The organism is Celeribacter sp. HF31 (assembly GCF_011806455.1).
Lineage (GTDB): Bacteria > Pseudomonadota > Alphaproteobacteria > Rhodobacterales > Rhodobacteraceae > Celeribacter.
Window position 1 is genome coordinate 475,806 of sequence record NZ_JAATOT010000001.1, and the last position, 19,603, is coordinate 495,408.

Annotated in this window: 20 protein-coding genes; 8 read left to right on the plus strand and 12 right to left on the minus strand. The window is 60.4% G+C overall.

All coding sequences use genetic code 11. The features are described from left to right. Nucleotides 1-201: 201 nt before the first annotated feature. From lpxC to recN, 3 genes are all read left to right on the plus strand, one after another. A complete protein-coding gene (lpxC, locus tag HCZ23_RS02440; protein WP_167600088.1) occupies nt 202-1,143 on the plus strand; it encodes a UDP-3-O-acyl-N-acetylglucosamine deacetylase in 942 nt (313 codons plus the stop codon). Nucleotides 1,144-1,329: 186 nt separating this feature from the next. Next, on the plus strand, nt 1,330-2,166 hold the full coding sequence (locus HCZ23_RS02445) for an outer membrane protein assembly factor BamD (RefSeq protein WP_167600089.1): 837 nt from the start codon (nt 1,330-1,332) through the stop codon (nt 2,164-2,166). 13 nt (nt 2,167-2,179) lie between these two features. Next, nucleotides 2,180-3,832: a DNA repair protein RecN gene (gene recN / locus HCZ23_RS02450; RefSeq protein ID WP_167600090.1), complete on the plus strand. Its 1,653-nt coding sequence runs from the start codon at nt 2,180-2,182 to the stop codon at nt 3,830-3,832. 230 nt (nt 3,833-4,062) lie between these two features. On the opposite strand, the gene HCZ23_RS02455 is transcribed toward recN, so the two are convergent. After that, on the minus strand, nt 4,063-5,427 hold the full coding sequence (locus HCZ23_RS02455; RefSeq protein ID WP_167600091.1) for an FAD-binding oxidoreductase: 1,365 nt from the start codon (nt 5,425-5,427) through the stop codon (nt 4,063-4,065). A gap of 153 nt (nt 5,428-5,580) precedes the next feature. On the opposite strand from HCZ23_RS02455, the gene HCZ23_RS02460 reads away from it, so the two are divergent. Then, nucleotides 5,581-7,266 (plus strand): chloride channel protein, encoded by a 1,686-nt coding sequence (locus HCZ23_RS02460; protein ID WP_167600092.1) that lies wholly within the window; start codon nt 5,581-5,583, stop codon nt 7,264-7,266. Nucleotides 7,267-7,438: 172 nt separating this feature from the next. Here the strand turns inward: HCZ23_RS02460 and HCZ23_RS02465 are convergent, their stop codons facing one another. The 3 genes from HCZ23_RS02465 to cobT all read right to left on the minus strand — a co-directional run bounded on the left by HCZ23_RS02465 (nt 7,439) and on the right by cobT (nt 11,648). After that, entirely contained in the window at nt 7,439-7,780 is a 342-nt protein-coding gene (locus HCZ23_RS02465) for a DUF427 domain-containing protein (RefSeq protein WP_167600093.1), read from the minus strand. Nucleotides 7,781-7,948: 168 nt separating this feature from the next. Further along, a complete protein-coding gene (locus HCZ23_RS02470) occupies nt 7,949-9,730 on the minus strand; it encodes an aminopeptidase P family protein (RefSeq protein ID WP_167600094.1) in 1,782 nt (593 codons plus the stop codon). A 43-nt stretch (nt 9,731-9,773) separates the two neighbouring features. Continuing rightward, entirely contained in the window at nt 9,774-11,648 is a 1,875-nt protein-coding gene (cobT, locus tag HCZ23_RS02475; RefSeq protein WP_167600095.1) for a cobaltochelatase subunit CobT, read from the minus strand. 245 nt (nt 11,649-11,893) lie between these two features. Between cobT and HCZ23_RS02480 the strand changes: the two genes are divergently transcribed. Then, nucleotides 11,894-12,481 carry an NADPH-dependent FMN reductase gene (locus HCZ23_RS02480; RefSeq protein ID WP_167600096.1) on the plus strand — a complete coding sequence of 196 codons (588 nt, stop codon included), beginning with the start codon at nt 11,894-11,896 and terminating at the stop codon, nt 12,479-12,481. Between the two features lie 84 nt (nt 12,482-12,565). On the opposite strand, the gene HCZ23_RS02485 is transcribed toward HCZ23_RS02480, so the two are convergent. The 3 genes from HCZ23_RS02485 to cobS form a co-directional block, all read right to left on the minus strand. After that, nucleotides 12,566-12,907 (minus strand): hypothetical protein, encoded by a 342-nt coding sequence (locus HCZ23_RS02485; RefSeq protein WP_167600097.1) that lies wholly within the window; start codon nt 12,905-12,907, stop codon nt 12,566-12,568. Between the two features lie 184 nt (nt 12,908-13,091). Beyond that, a complete protein-coding gene (locus HCZ23_RS02490; protein WP_167600098.1) occupies nt 13,092-13,496 on the minus strand; it encodes a hypothetical protein in 405 nt (134 codons plus the stop codon). A gap of 123 nt (nt 13,497-13,619) precedes the next feature. Beyond that, a complete protein-coding gene (gene cobS / locus HCZ23_RS02495; protein WP_167600099.1) occupies nt 13,620-14,588 on the minus strand; it encodes a cobaltochelatase subunit CobS in 969 nt (322 codons plus the stop codon). A gap of 228 nt (nt 14,589-14,816) precedes the next feature. Here cobS and HCZ23_RS02500 point away from each other — a divergent pair, with 228 nt between their 5' ends. Together HCZ23_RS02500 and HCZ23_RS02505 are read left to right on the plus strand one after the other, a co-directional pair. Next, a complete protein-coding gene (locus tag HCZ23_RS02500) occupies nt 14,817-15,377 on the plus strand; it encodes a fasciclin domain-containing protein (protein WP_167600100.1) in 561 nt (186 codons plus the stop codon). A 136-nt stretch (nt 15,378-15,513) separates the two neighbouring features. Continuing rightward, nucleotides 15,514-16,491 carry a DUF808 domain-containing protein gene (locus HCZ23_RS02505; RefSeq protein WP_167600101.1) on the plus strand — a complete coding sequence of 326 codons (978 nt, stop codon included), beginning with the start codon at nt 15,514-15,516 and terminating at the stop codon, nt 16,489-16,491. Between the two features lie 12 nt (nt 16,492-16,503). On the opposite strand, the gene HCZ23_RS02510 is transcribed toward HCZ23_RS02505, so the two are convergent. Together HCZ23_RS02510 and HCZ23_RS02515 are read right to left on the minus strand one after the other, a co-directional pair. Continuing rightward, nucleotides 16,504-17,031: a hypothetical protein gene (locus tag HCZ23_RS02510; protein WP_167600102.1), complete on the minus strand. Its 528-nt coding sequence runs from the start codon at nt 17,029-17,031 to the stop codon at nt 16,504-16,506. A gap of 139 nt (nt 17,032-17,170) precedes the next feature. Next, complete coding sequence (locus HCZ23_RS02515) at nt 17,171-17,806, minus strand: J domain-containing protein (protein ID WP_167600103.1); 636 nt, start codon at nt 17,804-17,806, stop codon at nt 17,171-17,173. Nucleotides 17,807-17,875: 69 nt separating this feature from the next. On the opposite strand from HCZ23_RS02515, the gene HCZ23_RS02520 reads away from it, so the two are divergent. After that, a complete protein-coding gene (locus tag HCZ23_RS02520) occupies nt 17,876-18,133 on the plus strand; it encodes a BolA family transcriptional regulator (RefSeq protein ID WP_167600104.1) in 258 nt (85 codons plus the stop codon). A gap of 122 nt (nt 18,134-18,255) precedes the next feature. On the opposite strand, the gene HCZ23_RS02525 is transcribed toward HCZ23_RS02520, so the two are convergent. From HCZ23_RS02525 to HCZ23_RS02535, 3 genes are all read right to left on the minus strand, one after another. Then, nucleotides 18,256-18,684 carry a DUF4177 domain-containing protein gene (locus HCZ23_RS02525; RefSeq protein WP_167600105.1) on the minus strand — a complete coding sequence of 143 codons (429 nt, stop codon included), beginning with the start codon at nt 18,682-18,684 and terminating at the stop codon, nt 18,256-18,258. Nucleotides 18,685-18,779: 95 nt separating this feature from the next. Beyond that, nucleotides 18,780-19,046: a hypothetical protein gene (locus tag HCZ23_RS02530; protein WP_167600106.1), complete on the minus strand. Its 267-nt coding sequence runs from the start codon at nt 19,044-19,046 to the stop codon at nt 18,780-18,782. A 58-nt stretch (nt 19,047-19,104) separates the two neighbouring features. Then, a complete protein-coding gene (locus HCZ23_RS02535) occupies nt 19,105-19,590 on the minus strand; it encodes a thioesterase family protein (protein WP_167600107.1) in 486 nt (161 codons plus the stop codon). Nucleotides 19,591-19,603 lie beyond the last annotated feature (13 nt).

Genomic DNA, 19,603 nt, shown 5'->3' on the forward strand with positions numbered 1-19,603 from the left:
TTTTTTATTTTAAAACAAATGCTTGCTGCGTTGCGGCAAGGCTTTGCGCGGTTTTTTGCCTCCGCACAGAGAGAGATGTTTCAATCCGTTACAAAGATTGAGTTGAGCTGGGGCGGGGGGAATGGTTATTTCCATATCAACCAAGCCCGGAGTGTATTCGGGCAGAGGTGAACAGACAGTTAAAAGCACAAACAGTAAAACATGAGGCACAAAGTGCAGAGCACAGTCGCAAAAGAAATCCGGTTTGACGGGGTGGGTCTCCACTCCGGGACGCCCGTGTGCCTTGTGCTTTCGCCTGCACCTTCGGGGCAAGGCATCGTCTTTGTGCGCTCAGATCTCGCCGAAGACGCGAACGCCCGCATTCCCGCGCGTTGGGATGCCGTTGTGCCCTCGCAGCTGTGTACGCTCATCCGCAACGAAGACGGCGTCGAGCTGTCGACCATCGAACATATCATGGCGGCGCTTGCGGGCTGTGGCGTGACCAATGTCACCGTCTCCGTCGATGGCCCGGAAGTGCCGATCCTCGATGGCTCTGCCGCGCCCTTCGTCGATGGCATCCTGGCCGTCGGTCTCGTGCGTCAGGACGGTCCGGCGCGGGCGCTCAAAATCCTGAAACCTGTCGAAGTTGAGACCGAGAATGCCACCGCGCGTCTCGAACCTTCTGAGGCGATGGAGATCGAATTCCACATCGATTTCGCGGATCGTGCGATCGGCGTGCAGGACAAACATCTCGTGATGGCCAATGGCGCCTTCGTCCGTGAACTGTCGAACTGTCGCACTTTCTGCCGTCAGGCCGAGGTCGATTTGATGCAGGCCAATGGTCTGGCTCTGGGGGGTGTGGCCGGTGAGAATGCCGTCGTTTTTGATGACGACAAGGTCAACGGCGGGCCTTCCGGTCTGCGCCACGACGACGAGCCGGTGCGTCACAAGATGCTCGATGCTCTGGGCGATCTCTACCTTGCGGGTGCGCCGATTCTGGGCCGCTACGTCGGTCAGAAATCCGGCCATGCGGTGACCAATGCGCTCTTGCGCAAGCTCTTTGCCACGCCGGGCGCCTGGGCTTTTGTCACGGTGGACGCGAAAACCGCGAAACGCCTGCCGGGCGCCGGTGTCAGCCGCGCCGATCTGGCCTTTTGCGCCTGATCTTTCGGCTCATCTTTTGGCTCGGGCGAGCAACAGGACAACCCCACATTCCAGCGCATTTTACGACGTGACGATCACGTGACGACTTTTCCCGTCTAAAGGCGTTTTGCCTCGGATTTTTCTGTGCTAGGAGTGTGGGCACGCCCCCAAGGAGGGGCGTGTGGAACGGTGAGGGTAGGGCCTTTCATGACGGCACGAAAAACAGGTCATTTCGCAGTAGTGCTCGGATTTTCCATGGCTTTTTTGACAGCCTGTGGAGACAACGGTCCGACGCGCGATTTGGAAGGCTACCCGGCAGAAGAGATCTACGCCCGCGCGGAATATGAGATCACGCAAAAGGATTTCGGCGACGCCGCGCAGTATTTTGGCGAGGTCGAGCGCCTCTACCCCTATTCCGACTGGGCGAAACGCGCGCTGATCATGCAGGCCTTCTCCTATCACCGCGACAAGGATTACGAGAACGCCCGCGTTGCTGCGCAGCGCTTTCTCGATTTCTACCCCGCCGACGAAGATGCCGCCTATGCGCAATACCTTCTGGCGCTCTCCTATTACGACCAGATCGACGATGTGGGCCGGGACCAGGGCCTGACCTTCCAGGCGTTGCAAGCGCTCCGTGTCGTGATCGAGCGCTATCCTGACACCGAGTATGCGCGCTCCGCGATTCTGAAATTCGATCTGGCCTTCGATCACCTTGCTGGCAAGGAGATGGAGATCGGGCGCTACTACCTGAAGCACAAGCATTACACCGCCGCGGCCAATCGGTTCCGTGTCGTGGTGGAGCAATTCCAGACCACGCAACACACCGCTGAGGCGCTGCATCGTCTGGTCGAAAGCTATCTGGCGCTGGGTTTCGTCGAAGAGGCGCAGACTGCGGGTGCGATCCTCGGTCACAACTACCAGTCGTCGGAATGGTATCAGGACAGCTACAAATTGCTCACGGGGCAGGGGCTTGAGCCGAAGGCCTTTGAAAACAACTGGCTTGGCGCGATCTATCGTCAGATGATCCGCGGCGAATGGCTCTGAGGCTCACACAAAAATGCTGAGAAGTCTCGACATCCGGGACATGTTGATCATCGACCGGCTGGAGCTTGAGTTTCAGCCGGGTCTCAACGTTTTGACCGGCGAGACCGGCGCGGGCAAATCCATCCTTCTTGACAGTCTCGGCTTTGTTCTGGGCTGGCGCGGGCGTGCCGATCTGGTGCGCGCGGGGGCCGCGCAGGGCGAGGTGACGGCCGTGTTCGACCTGCCCAAAGGCCATGACGCCGAAGAGGTCCTGACCGAGCTGGGCATGGACACCGACGATGGCGAGCTGATCCTGCGGCGGGTGAACACGGCGGATGGGCGCAAGACCGCTTGGGTCAATGACCGGCGGGTCTCGGGCGATGTCCTGCGGCGCCTGTCGGAGGTTCTGGTCGAGCTGCATGGTCAGCATGATGATCGCGGCCTGTTGAACCCGCGCGGACATCGCGTTTTACTCGACACTTTTGGCGGGGTTGAGTCGCTCTTGGCCACGACCCGGAGTGCGTGGAAAACGCTGGCTGCGGCGCGCAAAGCACTGGCTTTGGCCGAAGCCGAACAGGCCGCGTTGAAAGAGGAAGAGGACTTCCTGCGCCACGCCGTGGGCGAGTTCGACGCGCTGGCGCCGGAGCCGGGCGAAGAGGCCAAATTGGACGCCGAACGTCGCCTCATGCAATCGGCGGAAAAGATCGCCGCAGATGTCGCCAAGGCGCATCAGGCGCTCTCCTACGATGGTGGTGAGGGCATGTTGTCGGATGCGCTCAAGTGGCTCGAAGGGGCTGCGGAAAAGGCCGATGGGCGGCTTGATAGCGCGATCGAGGCGCTTGGGCGGGCGCTCAATGAATTGGCTGAGGCGCAATCCGATGTCGAAGAGTGCATCGAGTCCTTGCGCTTCAATCCGCATGATCTGGAAGTGCTCGAAGAGCGGCTCTTTGCGATCAGAGGCTTGGCGCGCAAGCACAATGTTCTGGCCGATGAGCTGCCGGTCTTGGGCGAAGAATTCCGCAGCAAACTCGCCGCGCTTGATAGCGGTGCGGGCGATCTGGCCGCGCTGGCCAAATCTGTGACACAGGCGGAAAGCGCCTATGACGCGGCTGCGAAAGCTCTGACCGAGGCCCGCCAAAAAGCCGCGTCAGAACTCGACGCGCTCATGGCCCGCGAATTGGCGCCCCTGAAAATGGAGCGCGCGGTGTTTGCGACCGAAATCACCCAAGGGGAGCCGGGCGCCGAGGGTCGCGACGAGGTGTCTTTCACCGTTGCCACCAACCCGGGCGCGCCCTCTGGGCCTCTGGGCAAGATCGCCTCCGGTGGCGAGCTGTCGCGCTTTCTCTTGGCGCTCAAGGTCTGTCTGACCCGCGACCAGACCGGTGTGACGATGATTTTCGACGAGATCGACCGTGGCGTCGGCGGCGCCACCGCCGATGCGGTCGGGCGACGGCTCAAGGCGCTCTCCGACGAAGGCCAAGTGCTGGTCGTGACCCACAGCCCGCAGGTGGCGGCACTTGGCGGCCATCATTGGCGCGTGTCGAAACGGGTTGAGGGGGGCGTGACACTCTCTGAGGTGACGCCGCTGGACGCGGGTGCGCGAGTCGATGAATTGGCGCGGATGCTGTCAGGCGACACGATCTCTGATGCCGCGCGAGAGGCGGCAAGGTCGCTTTTGGCGGGCTAAATCAGAGGCTTAACTGCCTTAATCAATCTGTAGCAGATCTCTTTTATACTGGTGCCCGTGAAGGGTAGCGAGTTTTGGGCGCGGAGTTTTCCGCGCCCGTTTTCTTTCAGCGTCCGGTTAAAGCGTTTTTCAAAAAACTTGAGGCACTCAATTTTTGAAAAACGCAGCAAGATCAATTCAGTGTCGCAACGTTTTTCGCTCAATCTGATTCAGATTAAACGAAAAACGCTTTAGGGCACCATTTTGCCGGGATTGAGGATATTTGTCGGGTCCATCGCCGCTTTGATCTGGCCCATGATCCCCCATGCGGCGCCATGTTCCTCCGGCATCAGCCCCTTTTTGCCCATGCCGATGCCATGCTCGCCCGTAATCGTCCCGCCCAGTTTCAGCGCCCGTTCGGCCATCAGATGTGCCAGACGTTTGCCCTCTTTGATCTCCGCCGCGTCATTCGGGTCGACCAACAGGATCGCGTGGAAATTGCCGTCGCCGACATGGCCCAAAATCGGCCCTTTTAGGGGAGAGGCCGCGATGTCGGCGCGGGTTTCTTCGACCGCTTGGGCCAGTTTCGAGATCGGCACACAGATGTCGGTGACCACCGCCTTCGCGCCTTGGCGCAGTGCCAGACAGGCCCAATAGGCATGGTGGCGCATGGTCCAGAGCGCGGTGCGATCTTCGGCCTTTGCGGCCCATTGGAAATCCGAGCCGCCAAAATCATGCACGATCTCGCCAAAGGTTTCGACCTGTTCGGCGACGGTGGCCTCGGAGCCGTGGAATTCGACGAAAAGATGCGGTTTCAGTGGGAAATCGGCGCCGGAGTATTTATTGACGGCCTCTACGCTTTCGGCATCCAAAAACTCAATCCGCGCCATCGGCAGACCCATCTGGATCGTCGCGATCACGGCCTCGACGGCAGGGGTGATGTCGTCAAAGGAACAGACGGCGGCGGAGATCGCCTCCGGCTGACCATGGAGCCGCACGGTCATTTCGGTGATCAACCCAAGCGTGCCCTCGGAGCCCACGAAAAGCGAGGTCAGATCATAGCCCGCCGAGGATTTCCGCGCCCGGCTTCCGGTGTGAATAATGGTCCCGTCGGCCAGAACGACTTCGAGCCCGATGACATTCTCTTTCATCGTGCCGTATCGCACCGCCGTCGTGCCGGACGCTCGCGTCATGGCCATACCGCCGAGCGAGGCATTGGCGCCCGGATCGACCGGGAACATCAGACCGGTGCTGCGCAGCTCGACATTCAACGCCTCGCGGGTGATGCCGGGCTGAACCACGGCGTCCATATCGGCGTCATTGACCCGCAGCACCCGGTTCATGCGGTTGAAATCCACCACCAGACCGCCGCAGATCGCCAGCGTCTGCCCTTCCAAAGAGGTGCCGGCGCCAAAGGCCGTCACAGGCACACCATGGGCGTGGCAAATTTTCATGATCTCGGAGACTTCCGCGGTGGTTTCCGGGTAGGCGACCGCCTCGGGTGGCGTGTGCGGGAACCAGGTCTCAGACAGGCCATGCTGATCGAGTTCGGACTTGGATCGGGTGAGCCGACCCTCTAGAACATTGGAAAGCGCGGCATATGCTGTGTCAATCATGGGGACTCACTTGTCTGTTAAGGCCCGGCGACCATAAAGGAGGCGGGCAGTCAGGGAAAGCGGATGCGCATGTCTGGGCGGTTTTGAGCGACTGTCGCTGCGTCAGAGGGTACGGGGCGAGAACGACGATAAAAGCGAGGGCGGGGGAAACAGATGGCCGAGGACAAAACGGCATATCCGGCGAAAGCGTTTCAGGACATCCGCGAGGGTCTGATCGAGGCGCTCGACCTGATGCGCCGTCGTGGGCCGAGCCAGATCCAGTTCTGGTTCATTGCGCTGTTGATCGGGATCGCCTCGGGCTTTGCCGCGCTGTCGTTTCGCAAGGCGATCGATTATCTGCAGGGCCTGTTTTACGGCACCCATGACCTGCGCCACCTGCACAGTTTCGCAAGCGAGCTGCCTTGGTTCTGGGTGCTGCTTTTGCCGGTCTTCGGCGGGCTTTTGGTCGGCATCGTGTTGAACTGGTTCACGCCGGACGGCCGCGTGCGCTCGGTCGCCGATGTGATCGAGGGCGCCGCGATGAACGAGGGCCGGGTGGAGAAACGTGCGGGCCTTGCCTCCGCGCTGGCCTCTCTCATCACGCTTTCCACGGGCGGCTCTTCGGGGCGCGAAGGGCCCGTGGTGCACTTAGCGGGGGTGATCTCGACATGGGTGTCGAACCGGCTGCATGCCGATGGCATCACCGGGCGGGATCTCTTGGGCTGTGCCGTGGCCGCCGCTGTCTCGGCCTCATTTAACGCGCCCATCGCGGGCGCCTTGTTCGCGCTCGAAGTGGTGCTCCGTCATTTCGCCGTCCACGCCTTTGCCCCGATTGCCATCGCCTCTGTGGCGGGCACGGTGATCAACCGGATGGAATTCGGCGGTGTGACCGAATTCACGCTGGCCGCCGAGGGTGCCCTGACGTTCTACGTGGAATTGCCGGCCTTTTTGCTTCTTGGGCTTTTGTGCGGGTTGGTCGCCGTCCTGATGATGCGGACGATTTTCATGGCGGATGATTTTGGCAGCTGGGTGCAGGAAAAGCTGCACCTGCCGCCAGTGCTCAGACCCGCCTTCGCCGGGCTCCTGCTGGGCCTGATCGCCATCCAATTCCCACATATCATCGGGGTCGGCTATGAGACGACCTCTTATGCGCTCACCGGACAGCTGCTGTTGTGGCAGGCGGTGATCTACACAGTGATCAAGGTCATCGCCGTCTCCATCACCATGGCGGGCCGCATGGGCGGGGGCGTGTTTTCGCCGGCGCTGATGGTCGGGTCGCTGACGGGGCTGTCTTTCGGCCTCGTGGCGACGGCGATCTTTCCGACCGTCTCCGGCACTGCGACGCTTTATGCGCTTGCGGGGATGGGGGCGGTGGCGGCGGCCGTTCTGGGCGCGCCGATTTCCACCACCTTGATCGTCTTTGAACTCACTGGCGACTGGCAGACGGGATTGGCGGTGATGGTCACCGTCTCCTTGTCCACCGCTTTGGCGTCGCGTCTGGTGGATCGCTCGTTCTTCCTCACCCTTTTGGAGCGCCGCAACGTGCATCTGGCGGCGGGGCCTCAGGCCTATCTCTTGGCCACCGTCCGGGTGCATCAATGCTACCGCAAACCCGACGCCCCGCGGGCGGCCTCCGAGGAGGCCTGTCGCGAGCTGATCGGGCAGGGGATTTACCTCTCGCCCAATGCCACGCTGGAAAAGGCCATGCCTTTGTTTGAGAAGAACAATCTGATCTTTATCCCGGTGGTGACCCTGCGCGAGGACACCGGCGCCGAGCTGCATGGCGCGTTGTTTCAAGTCGACGCGTTGCGGGTGTTTTCGCGTAAACTGGCGGAAACGGCGGCGGAAGAGCATTCGTAAACGCAAAACGCGGGACAGATCTGCCCCGCGTTTTCATGAGTATTTAAAGCGTTTTTCGTTTAATCTGAATCAGATTGAGCGAAAAACGTTGCGACACTGAATTGATCTTGCTGCGTTTTTCAAAAATTGAGTGCCTCAAGTTTTTGAAAAACGCTTTAGACCAAGAAAAAGTTCAGAGCTGCTCGACAGCGGCCTTTTGGGCGTAGAAGGCGATGTAGCCTTTGACCTCTGCGGCCACGTCATTGGGCTCTTCATAGCTCCAGGCGGCGTTTTCGATCACCACGGATTTGGTGTGAATGTCGAAATGCTTGGCCGTGCCTTTGAACGGACAGGCCGCGACGGTGTCGGTTTCCTCCAAAAACGCCATGGCAAGGTCTTCGCGCGGGAAATAGATCACCGGCGGGTAATCACCCTCGGTCAACTCCAGCGCATTGGCGGTTTCGCCCAGAACGGCCCCGCCCGCGCGCACCACCCATTTGCCCGCAGCGGGGCGAATTTTGATGTGATCTCCCATGTCGTCGTCCTTTTTATTTGTGTTGCGCGCAGCTTAGACCCATTGACCGCAAACATGAAGCCAGACGGGCCTGAAAACGTCCCGTCAAAACGTCGTATAAAGGGTCGCCACAACGCGCTTTTGTCGGTTTCGACAAGGTTCTATCAGGCTTTGCATGTCAGGTATATGTCAGACAGGTGCAACCGCTTGCCGCAGCCAGGTTTTGGCATGTTTGGAGACACGATCCTTGAGCTTATCCCAGACCTCTTCGTGATAGGCGTTGATCCAATCCTGTTCCCAGGGAGCCAGCTCGTCGGCGAGGATCAAAGTGCGGTCGATCGGCACCCAGGTGAGCGTCTCGAAACTCAGCATCTCGCGGGGATCGGCGCCGGTCAGCTCAGGCCCCTCCTGCACCACGATCAGGTTTTCGATGCGGATGCCGTAAGCGCCTTCGCGGTAATAGCCCGGCTCGTTCGACAGGATCATGCCCTCTTCGAGCGGCAACATCGAGAGCCGGGAAATCCGTTGCGGGCCCTCGTGAACTGACAGGTAAGCGCCGACACCATGGCCTGTGCCGTGGTCATAATCGCGCCCCATCCGCCACAGTGGCGCACGCGCCAGCGCATCGAGGTGCCCGCCCGCCACGCCACGCGGAAAGCGCGCTGTGGAGATTGCGATCATGCCCTGCAACACGGCGGTGAAAGCGGCGCGTTCCTCCGCGCCCGGATCGCCCAAAGCGACGGTGCGGGTGATGTCGGTGGTGCCGTCTTGATACTGCGCGCCGCTGTCGATCAGCAAAAGCTCACCTTCTTTCAGCGCGCGGTTCGTGTCGTCGGTCACCCTGTAATGCACGATGGCGCCATTGGGACCGGAGCCACAGATCGTGTCGAAAGAGATGTCCTTGAGCTGACCCGTGGCGGCACGGAAGGATTCGAGTTGTTTCACCACTTCGATCTCGGTCAAATCCTCGGGCATCTGTTCGGACAGCCAGCTCAGGAACTCGACCATCGCCGCGCCGTCTCTGAGATGTGCCTCGCGCGAACCGGCGATTTCCTGGGGCGTTTTGCAGGCCTTCGGCAGAATGCAGGGGTCCGTGCCCTCAACGATTTCGGCGTGTTTCAGCATGGTTTTGACCGCGAAGGGCGCGCTGCCGGGATCGACCAGCACACGCCCCGTCAGCTCCGCCAAAGCGGCGCCGAAAGCGGCACGCGGCAGGATGGAAATGCGCGGGTCCGGGCCGAGATGGGTATATTTCGTGGCCTCGTCAAACAGCATCAGCCTCCCGGTCACGGTCAGAATGCCAAAGGCCTGCACCACCGGGTTATGCGCGATGTCAGAGCCGCGAATGTTCAAGAGCCACGACAGGCTGTCGGGCAGGGTGAGCACCACCGCTTCGGCGCCCTGTGCCGCCACCGCGTCGCCAATTTCCGCGAATTTCTCCTCTGAGGTTTTCCCCGTAAGCTCAAAGGGTTGGGTTGCCACCGGCTCAGAGGGCCGGGCCGGGCGGTCGCTCCAGATTTTGTTCACCAGATTGCCCGTGGAGATCAGCTCCTTGCCGCTGCCCGCAAGCATCTGACGCAGGCCCTCGACCTCACGGATCGTGTGCAGCCAGGGATCAAAGCCGATCTTTTCCGCCGTCTCTCCCAAAAGCCAGCCGCCCAAAGACGTCCCCGGCCAATCGACGTAATCGAAAATCTTCGAATCGCATTGGGCGCGCACCTGAACCGTATACCGCCCATCGGTGAACACAGCCGCACGGCCCTTGAGCACCACGGCAAACCCCGCCGATCCGGTGAAGCCGGTGAGCCAGGCCAGACGCTCGTCACAAGGGGCGACATATTCGCCCTGATGCGCATCGGCGCGCGGCACGAGAAAGGCGTCGAGCCCGGCCTCACTCATCTCTTGGCGCAGCGCGGTCACACGCGGGGCGGCCTGGTCTGGGCGAGAGGTCACGTCAAAGCTTTGGAACATTTTTCAATGTCCTTCATTGCAGTTTAAAATACTCAAATAGCGCTCAAGAGGCGCGGCGCATGCCCATCACGCGCGCACGCGCCCGCGGGTCACTGTCGAACAGGGACGCGAGCTGCTCCGTCATCGCACCGGCCAGTTGCTCGGCGTCGGTGATGGTCACGGCGCGGTCGTAGTACCGCGTCACGTCATGGCCGATGCCGATGGCCAAAAGCTCCACCTGACGGCGTTTTTCGACCATGGCGATCACATCGCGCAGGTGTTTTTCCAGATAATTCGCGGGGTTGACGGAGAGCGTGCTGTCATCGACCGGCGCGCCGTCGGAGATCACCATAAGGATCTTGCGCGCCTCGGGACGCGCCGTGATCCGGCGATGCGCCCATTCAAGCGCCTCACCGTCGATGTTTTCCTTGAGCAGGCCTTCTTTCATCATCAGGCCCAGATTGGCCCGCGTCCGACGCATCGGCGCGTCGGCGGATTTGTAGATGATGTGGCGCAGATCGTTCAAACGGCCCGGCTGTTGCGGACGGCCCTGGCTCAGCCATTCCTCGCGCGACAGCCCGCCTTTCCACGCCCGCGTGGTAAAGCCCAGGACCTCGACCTTGACGTTGCACCGCTCCAGCGTGCGGGCCAGCACATCGGCACAGATTGCGGCGATGGAGATCGGGCGTCCGCGCATCGAGCCGGAGTTGTCGAGCAAAAGCGTCACCACAGTGTCGCGGAACTCGGTGTCTTTTTCGACCTTGAAGGACAGCGGCGTCGTCGGGTTCGCCACCACACGCGCGAGACGCCCCGCGTCCAAAATGCCCTCTTCGAGATCGAACTCCCAGGAGCGGTTCTGTTGCGCCTGAAGACGGCGCTGCAATTTGTTCGCCAGTCGCGAGACGGCGCCTTTCAGCGGCTCCAACTGCTGGTCGAGATAGGCGCGCAGGCGTTCAAGCTCGGCGGGTTCCGCCAGTTCCTCGGCCATGATCTCTTCGTCATGCGCGGAGGTGAAGACCTGATAATTCGGGTCGGCATCCGAGATGGGCGCGGGCTGCGGCGGTTCGACGTCGCTCTCGTCCTGCGGCAGCTCGACTTCCTCGGAGAACTCATCCTCGGCCATGTCGTCGGAGGACGCGGTGGCCTCCTGCATGTCCTGCTGTTCTTCCTGGGTGTCTTCGGAGCTGGCCTCGTTTTCGTCCTCCTGCTCCTGCTCTTCACCCTGGCTGTCCGGCTCTTCGTCCTGTTCCTCGGTCTCGGCGGATTGATCCTCTTCCGGGTCAGTCTGATCCGGGTCCTCGCCCAGCTGATCGCCGTAGCCAAGCTCTTCGATCACGCGGCGGGCGAGGCGGGCAAAGCCCTTTTGATCCTCAAGCAGACTGTCGAGGTCTTCAAACGTGTCCGTCGTCTGACCTTCGATGAAATCGCGCCACAGATCGAGCACATTGTCCGCACCTGCGGGCAGCGTCCGCCCGGTCGCCTTTTCGCGGAGATAATAGCCCATCGCCTGCGCCAGCGGCGCGTCTTCGCGTTTGGAAATGCCGTCATAGCCTCGGCGCATGGCCTCATGGCCGATCTTGGCGTCGATGTTCTTGCCGGTGCCGGGCATGAAGCGCGCGCCGGCGGCCTCGCAGCGTGCGGTTTCCAGCGCGTTGTAGATGTCATAGGCCATCTGTCCCGGCGGGGCGTAGCGTTGGAACGTGCTTTGGTCGTGGAATTTATGGCGCAAAGCCAAAGCGTCGGCGGTGCCGCGCGCGATCAGCACCTCATCCTTCGACATCCGGCGCGACACTTGCGGCAAGCGCACGGTATCACCGGAAATCCCCGAGGGGTCCATCGAATAGGTGACGGTCAAATCGCCATCGTCGGCCAGGACTTTCGTCGCTTCCGCGAGTGCTTTTTTAAACGGATCGGCCGGGTTGTCTGAGGGCTTGGTCATAGGCTCGTTAAATCATGCGATTTGAGGCCGGGCAAGCGAAAGACAAACGAAAGAGCCGTGCAGGGATGCGACCGGGGATACGCTGAAAAAAGCGCCAAGAGTCAAGGACGTCGCAGGGGTGCACAGGCTTTCCAACTCTTGCGCACATAATGTCGTCTTGAAGCTTTTGTATGTGCGGATTTATTTAGGGGCAAGACACATCACCCCCTCCTCCCCGAGATGTGCGTATGTAAAAGGAAGTCCCTATGTCCAACCCGAAAATTGCCATCGTTATTGGCTCCACCCGTGATGCCCGTTTTGCCGACAAACCGGCGCAATGGCTCTTTGCAAAAGTGAAAGAGCTCAGCTCTGATCTGGATTTCGATCTCGTCGATCTGAAAGATTACGAATTGCCGATGTTCAACGAGATGGCCTCGAACCTCTGGATGCCGTCCTCTGACGAAAAAGCTGTCGCATGGCAGGAAAAAATGGCCGAATATGACGGCTATATCTTCCTGACGCCCGAGTATAACTCCTCGATCCCGGCCTCGTTGAAAAACGCGCTGGATCAGGCCGGTAAGGAATGGGTGCGCAAACCTGCCGCCGTTTTCGGTTACGGTGCTGTCGGTGGCGCGCGTGCGGTCGAGCATCTGCGCGCCGTGGTGATCAACCTGCAAATGGTGCCGGTGCGCTCCGCCGTTTACATCTCCGGCTCCGACTTCTTCAAAGTGTCCCCGCTGGGCGCCAATGCCGAGATGTCCGAGATCGAAGCGGGCATCCTGCCGTCCGTCGAAGCGATGCTGGGTGATCTGACCTGGTGGACCAAAGCCACGAAAGCGGCACGCGAGGCGTAAGTCTTTCTAACGATGGTATAAACCACGCACATGTAAGGCGAAAAGGCCCGTCATTTTGGCGGGCCTTTTTACGTGGATCAGGCCTCAACCGCCGAGCAGAATCCCGCGACATTGCCGCATGTTTTCGGCGGCCAGCGCCTTGGCACGGTCCGCCTCGCGCGGGTCGAAAGAAAACCGCGACACGGCCAGCAATTCGCTCTGTGATACATGGCCCGCGATGCGCAGCTCTTCATAGGCAGGCCCGGACTCTGGTGAAATCAGCGCCGCCAAAAGCTCCTGCATCGCCTCTTTCAATGCATAAAGTTCCCGATCCTCATGATGCTGAGCCTCCGCCGACAGCCGTCCGGCGCAATAGGCGAATTGCCGGGCCAAAGGGTCGTCGGCGGGCACAGGGGCGGCGCGCAGCGGCGTGGCAAAAGCGGACATAAGACACAAAAGCGCAGCCGTTTTTCCGATCCAGCCCAAGGGTTTAGAGCGGGTTTGGGAAAGAGACTCTGTGCGTGCGTGTCGTGTCATGGCCTTTGTCTGTCGTGGATTTGTTACATTGAGGCTAGGCGGGATTCGTCTTTCTGGCAAGAGTTTTGTATATACTATGGCTATACCTTTCGGTTCAGCTTAAAATCAGGGCGCGGCACTGCGCGATCTCGACCTCGGCGCGGTGTCTGGCGAGTGCGGCCTCTTCGGGCCGGCTATTGAACCGCATCCCGGTCAGCAATTCGCTATGGGCAAACTTGGCAACCAGCCGCAGGTGCAGCACGTTTGGTCCCTCATCAACCGGGCTGACGGCGTCGAGCAACGAGATCATCGCCAGTCGCTCTCGGGCGATCCGGTCGCTGTCCATTTCGGCAAACATCCAGCTGAATTCCAACTCCGCCGAAAACCGCCCGGCGCAATAGGCAAAGCTGCGCAACAGCGGGTCCGAAAGAGAGCTGTCCCGGGCCGGGAGGGCCGGGGCGGACTGGGCCGCAGTGAGGCTGATGACCAAAGCGGCGGTTATGACCGAGAGCCAACGCATGGTATCAGCGTGGCAGAAATTGGTTTCACGGCGCTTAACCACGGCGCGCGTTGCGCCAATGTCTTGATCCCAAAGAAAAAGCGGACCCGAAGGCCCGCTTTCAATCTCGAATTGATAGCGCGTTTAGCCCGCCACAGAGGCTGCCGACTCGGGCAGTTCCTCGTCAAAACACCGCTGATAGAATTCAGCCACGGTCTGGCGCTCCAATTCATCGCATTTGTTCAGGAACGTCAGGCGGAAGGCATAGCCGACATCGCGGAAAATCTCCGCGTTCTGCGCCCAGGTGATCACGGTCCGCGGGCTCATCACGGTTGAGAGATCGCCGTTCATGAAGGCGGTGCGGGTCAGATCCGCGACGGTCACCATCTGGCTGATCGTCTTGCGGCCTTTTTCCGTGTTGTAATGCGGCGCCTTCGACAGGACGATATTCGATTCCGCATCGTGGCTCAGATAGTTGAGCGTCGCGACGAGGCTCCAGCGGTCCATCTGTGCCTGGTTGATCTGTTGCGTGCCGTGGTACAGGCCCGTCGTGTCGCCCAGACCCACGGTGTTGGCGGTGGCGAAGAGGCGGAAATAGGGGTTCGGCGTGATCACCTCGTTCTGGTCGAGAAGCGTCAGCTTGCCGTCCGCCTCCAACACGCGCTGGATCACGAACATCACGTCGGCGCGGCCCGCATCATATTCGTCGAACACGATGGCGCAGGGGTTGCGCAGCGCCCAGGGCAGGATGCCTTCCTGGAACACCGTGATCTGTTTGCCGTCCACGAGCTTGATCGCGTCTTTGCCGATCAGGTCGATCCGGCTGATGTGGCTGTCGAGGTTCACACGCACCGACGGCCAGTTGAGGCGCGCGGCCACCTGTTCGATGTGGGTGGATTTGCCCGTGCCGTGATAGCCCTGAACCATCACGCGACGATTGTGGCTAAAACCCGCGAGGATCGCCATCGTGGTGTCCGGGTCGAATTTATAGGTCGGGTCCAGCGCGGGCACACGGTCCGAGCCTTCGGCAAAGCCTTTCACCGTCATGTCGGTGTCGATGCCGAAAACATCGCGCACGGAAATGGTTTCGGTCGGTTTTGCGCTCGCGTCCATGATCTTGCCCGTTCTCTTGGAATTCGTCTCACCTGACTTCTTGCCCTGTCGCGCCGTCGGGTGCAAGGGGCAGTGCGCCGCAGAGGCCCGCATTCTCTGAGGGCGCCCTGTGCAAAGCCTCACGGCCCTGTGATCTGTTGTGATTGTCGCGCGGTGATCTGCCCTTGGATCCGTCCCGTAGCCTTTACAACCTCGACGCTGGGTCGGGGCATTTAAGGGAGACACCTCATGAAACGCACGATTTTTGCCGCCGCCACCGCGACGCTTCTGGCCACCACCGCATTTGCGGACGATCACATGGCCAAGAACCCGATGGTGGGCGGTGCCGAGATGTTCGCCGACAAAAATATCGTCGAAAACGCCGTGAATTCCGCCGACCACACCACGCTTGTGGCCGCCGTTCAGGCTGCGGGTCTTGTCGAGACGCTGTCGGGCGAGGGGCCGTTCACCGTCTTCGCGCCCTCGAACGAGGCCTTTGCCGCGCTGCCCGAGGGCACGGTCGAGACCCTCCTTGAGCCTGCAAACAAGGATCAGTTGACCAAAATCCTGACCTGCCACGTGGTCGCCGCTGACGTGATGTCCGAGGCGCTTGTCGGCATGATCGAAGACGACGGCGGCGTGCATGACGTGCCGACCGTGGGCGGTTGCACGCTCAAAGCCATGGTCAAAGACGGCATGGTGATGATCGAGGACGAACAGGGCAATGCTGCCACCGTCACCATCGCCGATGTGGACCAATCGAACGGCGTGATCCATGTGATCGACAAGGTGCTTTTGCCGGCCATGTAATCTGTCGCGGTTCATGCGGAGGCGGGGTGTGTGCGATATGCGCGCGCGCCCCGCTTTTTTATGCGGTTCGGGTTGGCCTTCTGATCGGTTCGTGCCTAGATACGGTCCAATGTAGTTTTTCTGTGGGGACAATGAGATGAGCGGTCTTCTGGCGCTTTTGGACGATGTCGCGGGGATCGCGAAAGTGGCGGCGGCCAATGTGGACGATGTCGCGGCACAGGCGGCGAAAGCCTCCGCCAAGGCCGCAGGTGCCGTGATTGACGACGCCGCCGTGACGCCGAAATATGTCCATGGCTTTGCCCCCGCGCGCGAATTGCCCATTGTCGGCAAGATCGCGCTTGGCTCGATCCGCAACAAATTGGTGATCCTTCTGCCGCTGGCGCTCCTCCTGTCGAGCTTTGCGCCTTGGCTGATCATGCCGCTCTTGATGCTGGGGGGCTCCTATCTTTGCTTCGAGGGCGCCGAGAAAGTCTATCACCTGTTCAAACCCCACGCGCCCCATGCCGATGGTCAGCCCGCACAGGGCGACCCCACCCATCTCGAAGAGCAAAAGGTCTCCGGCGCGGTGAAAACCGATTTCATCCTCTCCGCCGAGATCATGACGATCATTCTCTCCGCACTCGATCCGGGGCTGTCGATCTGGTTCGAGGCGGGCGCATTGGCGCTCGCGGGCATTCTGATCACCGTGGTTGTCTATGGCAGTGTCGCGTTGATCGTCAAAGCCGATGATTTCGGGCTTTGGCTGGCACGTGTCGGACGGCTCTCGGCCACCCGTACTCTGGGGCGTGGCATTGTGAAATTCATGCCGTTCCTGATGAAGCTTCTGATGATCGTCGGCACGGCGGCGATGATCTGGGTCGGCGGCTCTATCGTGATCCACGGGCTGCACGAGTTGGGCCTGCACCATCCCTATGAGGACATCCACCATATCGCCGAACTGGCGGCGCATGCGCTCAAAGGTGCGGCGGAGTTCGTCACCTGGTTCGTTACCGCCTTCTTCGATGGTATTTTCGGCCTGATCTACGGGTTGATCCTGATCCCCATCGTGGCCAAGGTGATCAATCCACTGATCCGTGCCCTGCGTGGCAAAAAAGCAGACGGGGCAGCTCATTGAGCCTAATCGGTTTTACTCCTGGGCCCGTGGCTTTCTGCGTGCGCCTTGGACGGAGTGCGGTACCGGGCGATTTTGCGACTGCGCCTGTTTTTGGACGTGACAGGTCAGCCGGGCAAAGATCGCCGTCATGATGCTGCCCGTGACCCAAACCAGTGCGGCTATGGGGTGTGAGACCAACTCCATGGGCACAAGCAAGGTGGCAGAGGCAAAGGTCAACGGCAAATAGATCAGGCTCAAAAACCTGTCCCCGTAGAACAGCACATTCGCCAGATGTGTCACGGTCAAGGCAAGACCTGCGGCCAAAAGCGACGTGACGGCAGCCGCCCAGAGCACATTCATCGGGCCAGATGCCCAAAACCTGCGCAGGCGCACGCCGATGACCATAGCCGACAGAACCGCCACCGAGGTCAGCAGCGATGCGGAATTCAATCCGAATTCTGCGACGAAATGCGGATGGCTCGACAGCAGCATGCAGGTTGTGCTGGTCCACAGAAAGGACAAATGGAAGGCGATGTTCCACATGCGATATGACATTTTCATGGTTCGACCCTGCATGGCGCCAGATGAAGAGGCCTTATTTTACACGCGCTAAGCTTGCCACCGGGTTAAATCCGATCCGCGGACACTAAAAAAACCGCCCGGTTGGGGGCGGTTTTTAAAGGCGATGCGTGCCGATGGATCACTTGAACCAGCGGCTTTCCTTGAGCTGGTCCCAGGCCCAGACCACCTGTTGCAACTGCTCCTCTTGCGAACGGTCGCCGCCGTTCACGTCGGGGTGCAGCACCTTGATCAGGGCGCGATATTGTTTCTTGATCTCGGCCTTGGTCCAATGGTCCTTGGCCTCCAGAATCTCGATCGCCTGACGCTCCACCGGCGGCAATTTGCGGGTCGGCGCCGAAGGGTCCGATTTGCCCGGATTGCGCGTGGCGTTTTCGCCCAGAACCTCATGGGCATCGTCGATGCCGAGGCGTTCCCAGGCGCGCTGTTCGACCGATTTCTTGCCAAAGGGCTTGGTCGGGCGGTCGCCGGTCTGGGACGATTTATGGGCCGCATCCATCTCGGCCTCGGTCGCATTGGTGAAGAAATTCCACTGCAGATTATATTCGCGCACATGTTCCTTGCAGAACCATTTGTACTCGTCGAGGTGATCCGGGGAGCGCGGCGCACGATACTGGCCCGCTTCCTCACAGCCCTCCCATTCGCATTTGCGTTTGGAGGTTTCGAACGCGCCGGACATGCCTCTGCGGCCGCCGCGTTTGTTCTTTTTCGCGGAAGATACCGACATATCAAAACCGAAGGGGTCTTTTTTATCCATCTGCCTCAACCTTTTCGACTCGGACGCAAGACTTTAGATGAGAACGACAAAATGGAAAAGGGGCCGATGATGACAATTGCCGATCAAATCCGTGAACGTTTGCAAAATGCCTTTGCGCCCAGTGAATTGCTGGTCGTGGATGACAGCGCTGCGCACGCGGGACATGCGGGCACCGAAGGCGCCTCGGGCGAGACGCATTTCAACGTGCTGATCCGCAGCACAGCCTTCGAAGGCCAGTCCCGGGTCGCGCGCCACCGCATGGTGCACAAAGCCTTAGGCGATCTGGTGCCCCGCATTCACGCGCTGGCGCTTGATCTGGATGTCTAAGCGCAGGGCTTAAAGCGTTTTTCGTTTAATCTGAATTAGATTGAGCGAAAAACGTTGCCACACTGAATTGATATTGCTGCGTTTCTCAAAAAATGAGTGTCTCAAGTTTTTTGAGAAACGCTTTAAGACTCGCGGTCTTCGGCGATTTCCTCGGCCACATCGGGCGCGACTTTGCGGGCCTCGGCGCCTGCGCCTTTCTCGGGCTTCGCGGGGAAGGGCACGGACGGCGGCGGCGTGTCACGATCTGCGGCCAGCGACTTGCGCGCAGGTGCGGCCTCGACCACGGCTTCAAGGGTAGACGCCATCTCGGAGGCCTCTCCAAGCTCGCGGCGAAACACCAGAACCGTATGATAGTTCACGGTTTTCGACGTGATCCCGGCGCGTTCTTCCATCGGCACCAGATCGGCGCGCAGATACTCCCAGCCCTCGCGGCCCTTTTCGTTCAACAGGCTCTGCATCGCCTGCGCGATCCGGGCTTCGGGCGTTTTCGCGCCCTTGGATTTCTCGCCTTTGCGCGGGGCGGGCAGGGTCAGGTATTCGTAACGGGGCATTCGAGCGTCTCCTTGTTGCCCCCGGTGTAGCCGATCTTCTGAGGGGGTCAAGTGCGCAGGAATCACATGCGCATGGAACCGCAAACCTGTCCCGATCAGGGCGTGGCGAAGGTGCCGTATTCCGGCTTGTCGCCCGCGAAGACTCCAAAGTCGCTTTCGCGGCGGAAAATCAGCACGGCTTGTTTGCCTTCGACGCCGTTCAGGGTGAACTCGTCCGAGCGCAGATAGGTCCAGCCGTCGCCGGCCATCGCGTTCAAGCGCACGGTGACGGCATCGGCGAGCCGGGCCTGTGGTGTTTGCGCGGCGGAACTGGCTTCGCCCTCATGGGGGGCGGGAATGGCGATATATTCGTAATGGGACATGGCGATCTCCTTCCTGTCATAGCCTTACGCGAGAGGGCTTAACGGAGGATTGACGCCATCAGGCGGCCTTGTTCGCCAGAGAAATCGCACGTCCGGCCTGTGCAGGACGGGGCAGAGCAGAATGCGCCTGTTTCAGCGCCGCGAGATTTTCCGCGATCTCCGGCGGAAAGGGCACGACGCGCGGCCCCGACATGTCGATATGCAGGAGCAATTCCTCGGCAGTCGCTGCGATCCAGCCGTCTTCGTGATGGATCTCATGGAACAGCACCATGCGCTTCGCGTCAAAGTCCAAAAGCTGCGTCTGAACCCGCACCCGGTCGCCCAGTTTCAGCTCGCGCTTGTAACAGATGTGCACCTCGGCGGTGTAGCTGGTGTGCGCTTGGGTCTTGGCGTAGGTCTCGCCCAGCCCGAGGAGCGGGTACATCTGATCGCCGCCCAAATCCATGATCACGGCGTAATAGGCCATATTGATATGGCCGTTGTAATCCACCCAGTCGGGGCGGACATCGATCAGTGTGGAGATATGCGGCGTAGGAAAGGTCATTCTCTGCTCCTGA

What these genes read in the sequence shown, in the direction of transcription:
- lpxC (WP_167600088.1), top strand. Translation starts at nt 202, where the DNA reads ATGAGGCACAAAGTGCAGAGCACAGTCGCAAAAGAAATCCGGTTTGAC.
- HCZ23_RS02445 (WP_167600089.1), top strand. Translation starts at nt 1,330, where the DNA reads ATGACGGCACGAAAAACAGGTCATTTCGCAGTAGTGCTCGGATTTTCC.
- recN (WP_167600090.1), top strand. Translation starts at nt 2,180, where the DNA reads ATGCTGAGAAGTCTCGACATCCGGGACATGTTGATCATCGACCGGCTG.
- HCZ23_RS02455 (WP_167600091.1), bottom strand. Translation starts at nt 5,427, where the DNA reads ATGATTGACACAGCATATGCCGCGCTTTCCAATGTTCTAGAGGGTCGG.
- HCZ23_RS02460 (WP_167600092.1), top strand. Translation starts at nt 5,581, where the DNA reads ATGGCCGAGGACAAAACGGCATATCCGGCGAAAGCGTTTCAGGACATC.
- HCZ23_RS02465 (WP_167600093.1), bottom strand. Translation starts at nt 7,780, where the DNA reads ATGGGAGATCACATCAAAATTCGCCCCGCTGCGGGCAAATGGGTGGTG.
- HCZ23_RS02470 (WP_167600094.1), bottom strand. Translation starts at nt 9,730, where the DNA reads ATGTTCCAAAGCTTTGACGTGACCTCTCGCCCAGACCAGGCCGCCCCG.
- cobT (WP_167600095.1), bottom strand. Translation starts at nt 11,648, where the DNA reads ATGACCAAGCCCTCAGACAACCCGGCCGATCCGTTTAAAAAAGCACTC.
- HCZ23_RS02480 (WP_167600096.1), top strand. Translation starts at nt 11,894, where the DNA reads ATGTCCAACCCGAAAATTGCCATCGTTATTGGCTCCACCCGTGATGCC.
- HCZ23_RS02485 (WP_167600097.1), bottom strand. Translation starts at nt 12,907, where the DNA reads ATGTCCGCTTTTGCCACGCCGCTGCGCGCCGCCCCTGTGCCCGCCGAC.
- HCZ23_RS02490 (WP_167600098.1), bottom strand. Translation starts at nt 13,496, where the DNA reads ATGCGTTGGCTCTCGGTCATAACCGCCGCTTTGGTCATCAGCCTCACT.
- cobS (WP_167600099.1), bottom strand. Translation starts at nt 14,588, where the DNA reads ATGGACGCGAGCGCAAAACCGACCGAAACCATTTCCGTGCGCGATGTT.
- HCZ23_RS02500 (WP_167600100.1), top strand. Translation starts at nt 14,817, where the DNA reads ATGAAACGCACGATTTTTGCCGCCGCCACCGCGACGCTTCTGGCCACC.
- HCZ23_RS02505 (WP_167600101.1), top strand. Translation starts at nt 15,514, where the DNA reads ATGAGCGGTCTTCTGGCGCTTTTGGACGATGTCGCGGGGATCGCGAAA.
- HCZ23_RS02510 (WP_167600102.1), bottom strand. Translation starts at nt 17,031, where the DNA reads ATGAAAATGTCATATCGCATGTGGAACATCGCCTTCCATTTGTCCTTT.
- HCZ23_RS02515 (WP_167600103.1), bottom strand. Translation starts at nt 17,806, where the DNA reads ATGGATAAAAAAGACCCCTTCGGTTTTGATATGTCGGTATCTTCCGCG.
- HCZ23_RS02520 (WP_167600104.1), top strand. Translation starts at nt 17,876, where the DNA reads ATGACAATTGCCGATCAAATCCGTGAACGTTTGCAAAATGCCTTTGCG.
- HCZ23_RS02525 (WP_167600105.1), bottom strand. Translation starts at nt 18,684, where the DNA reads ATGCCCCGTTACGAATACCTGACCCTGCCCGCCCCGCGCAAAGGCGAG.
- HCZ23_RS02530 (WP_167600106.1), bottom strand. Translation starts at nt 19,046, where the DNA reads ATGTCCCATTACGAATATATCGCCATTCCCGCCCCCCATGAGGGCGAA.
- HCZ23_RS02535 (WP_167600107.1), bottom strand. Translation starts at nt 19,590, where the DNA reads ATGACCTTTCCTACGCCGCATATCTCCACACTGATCGATGTCCGCCCC.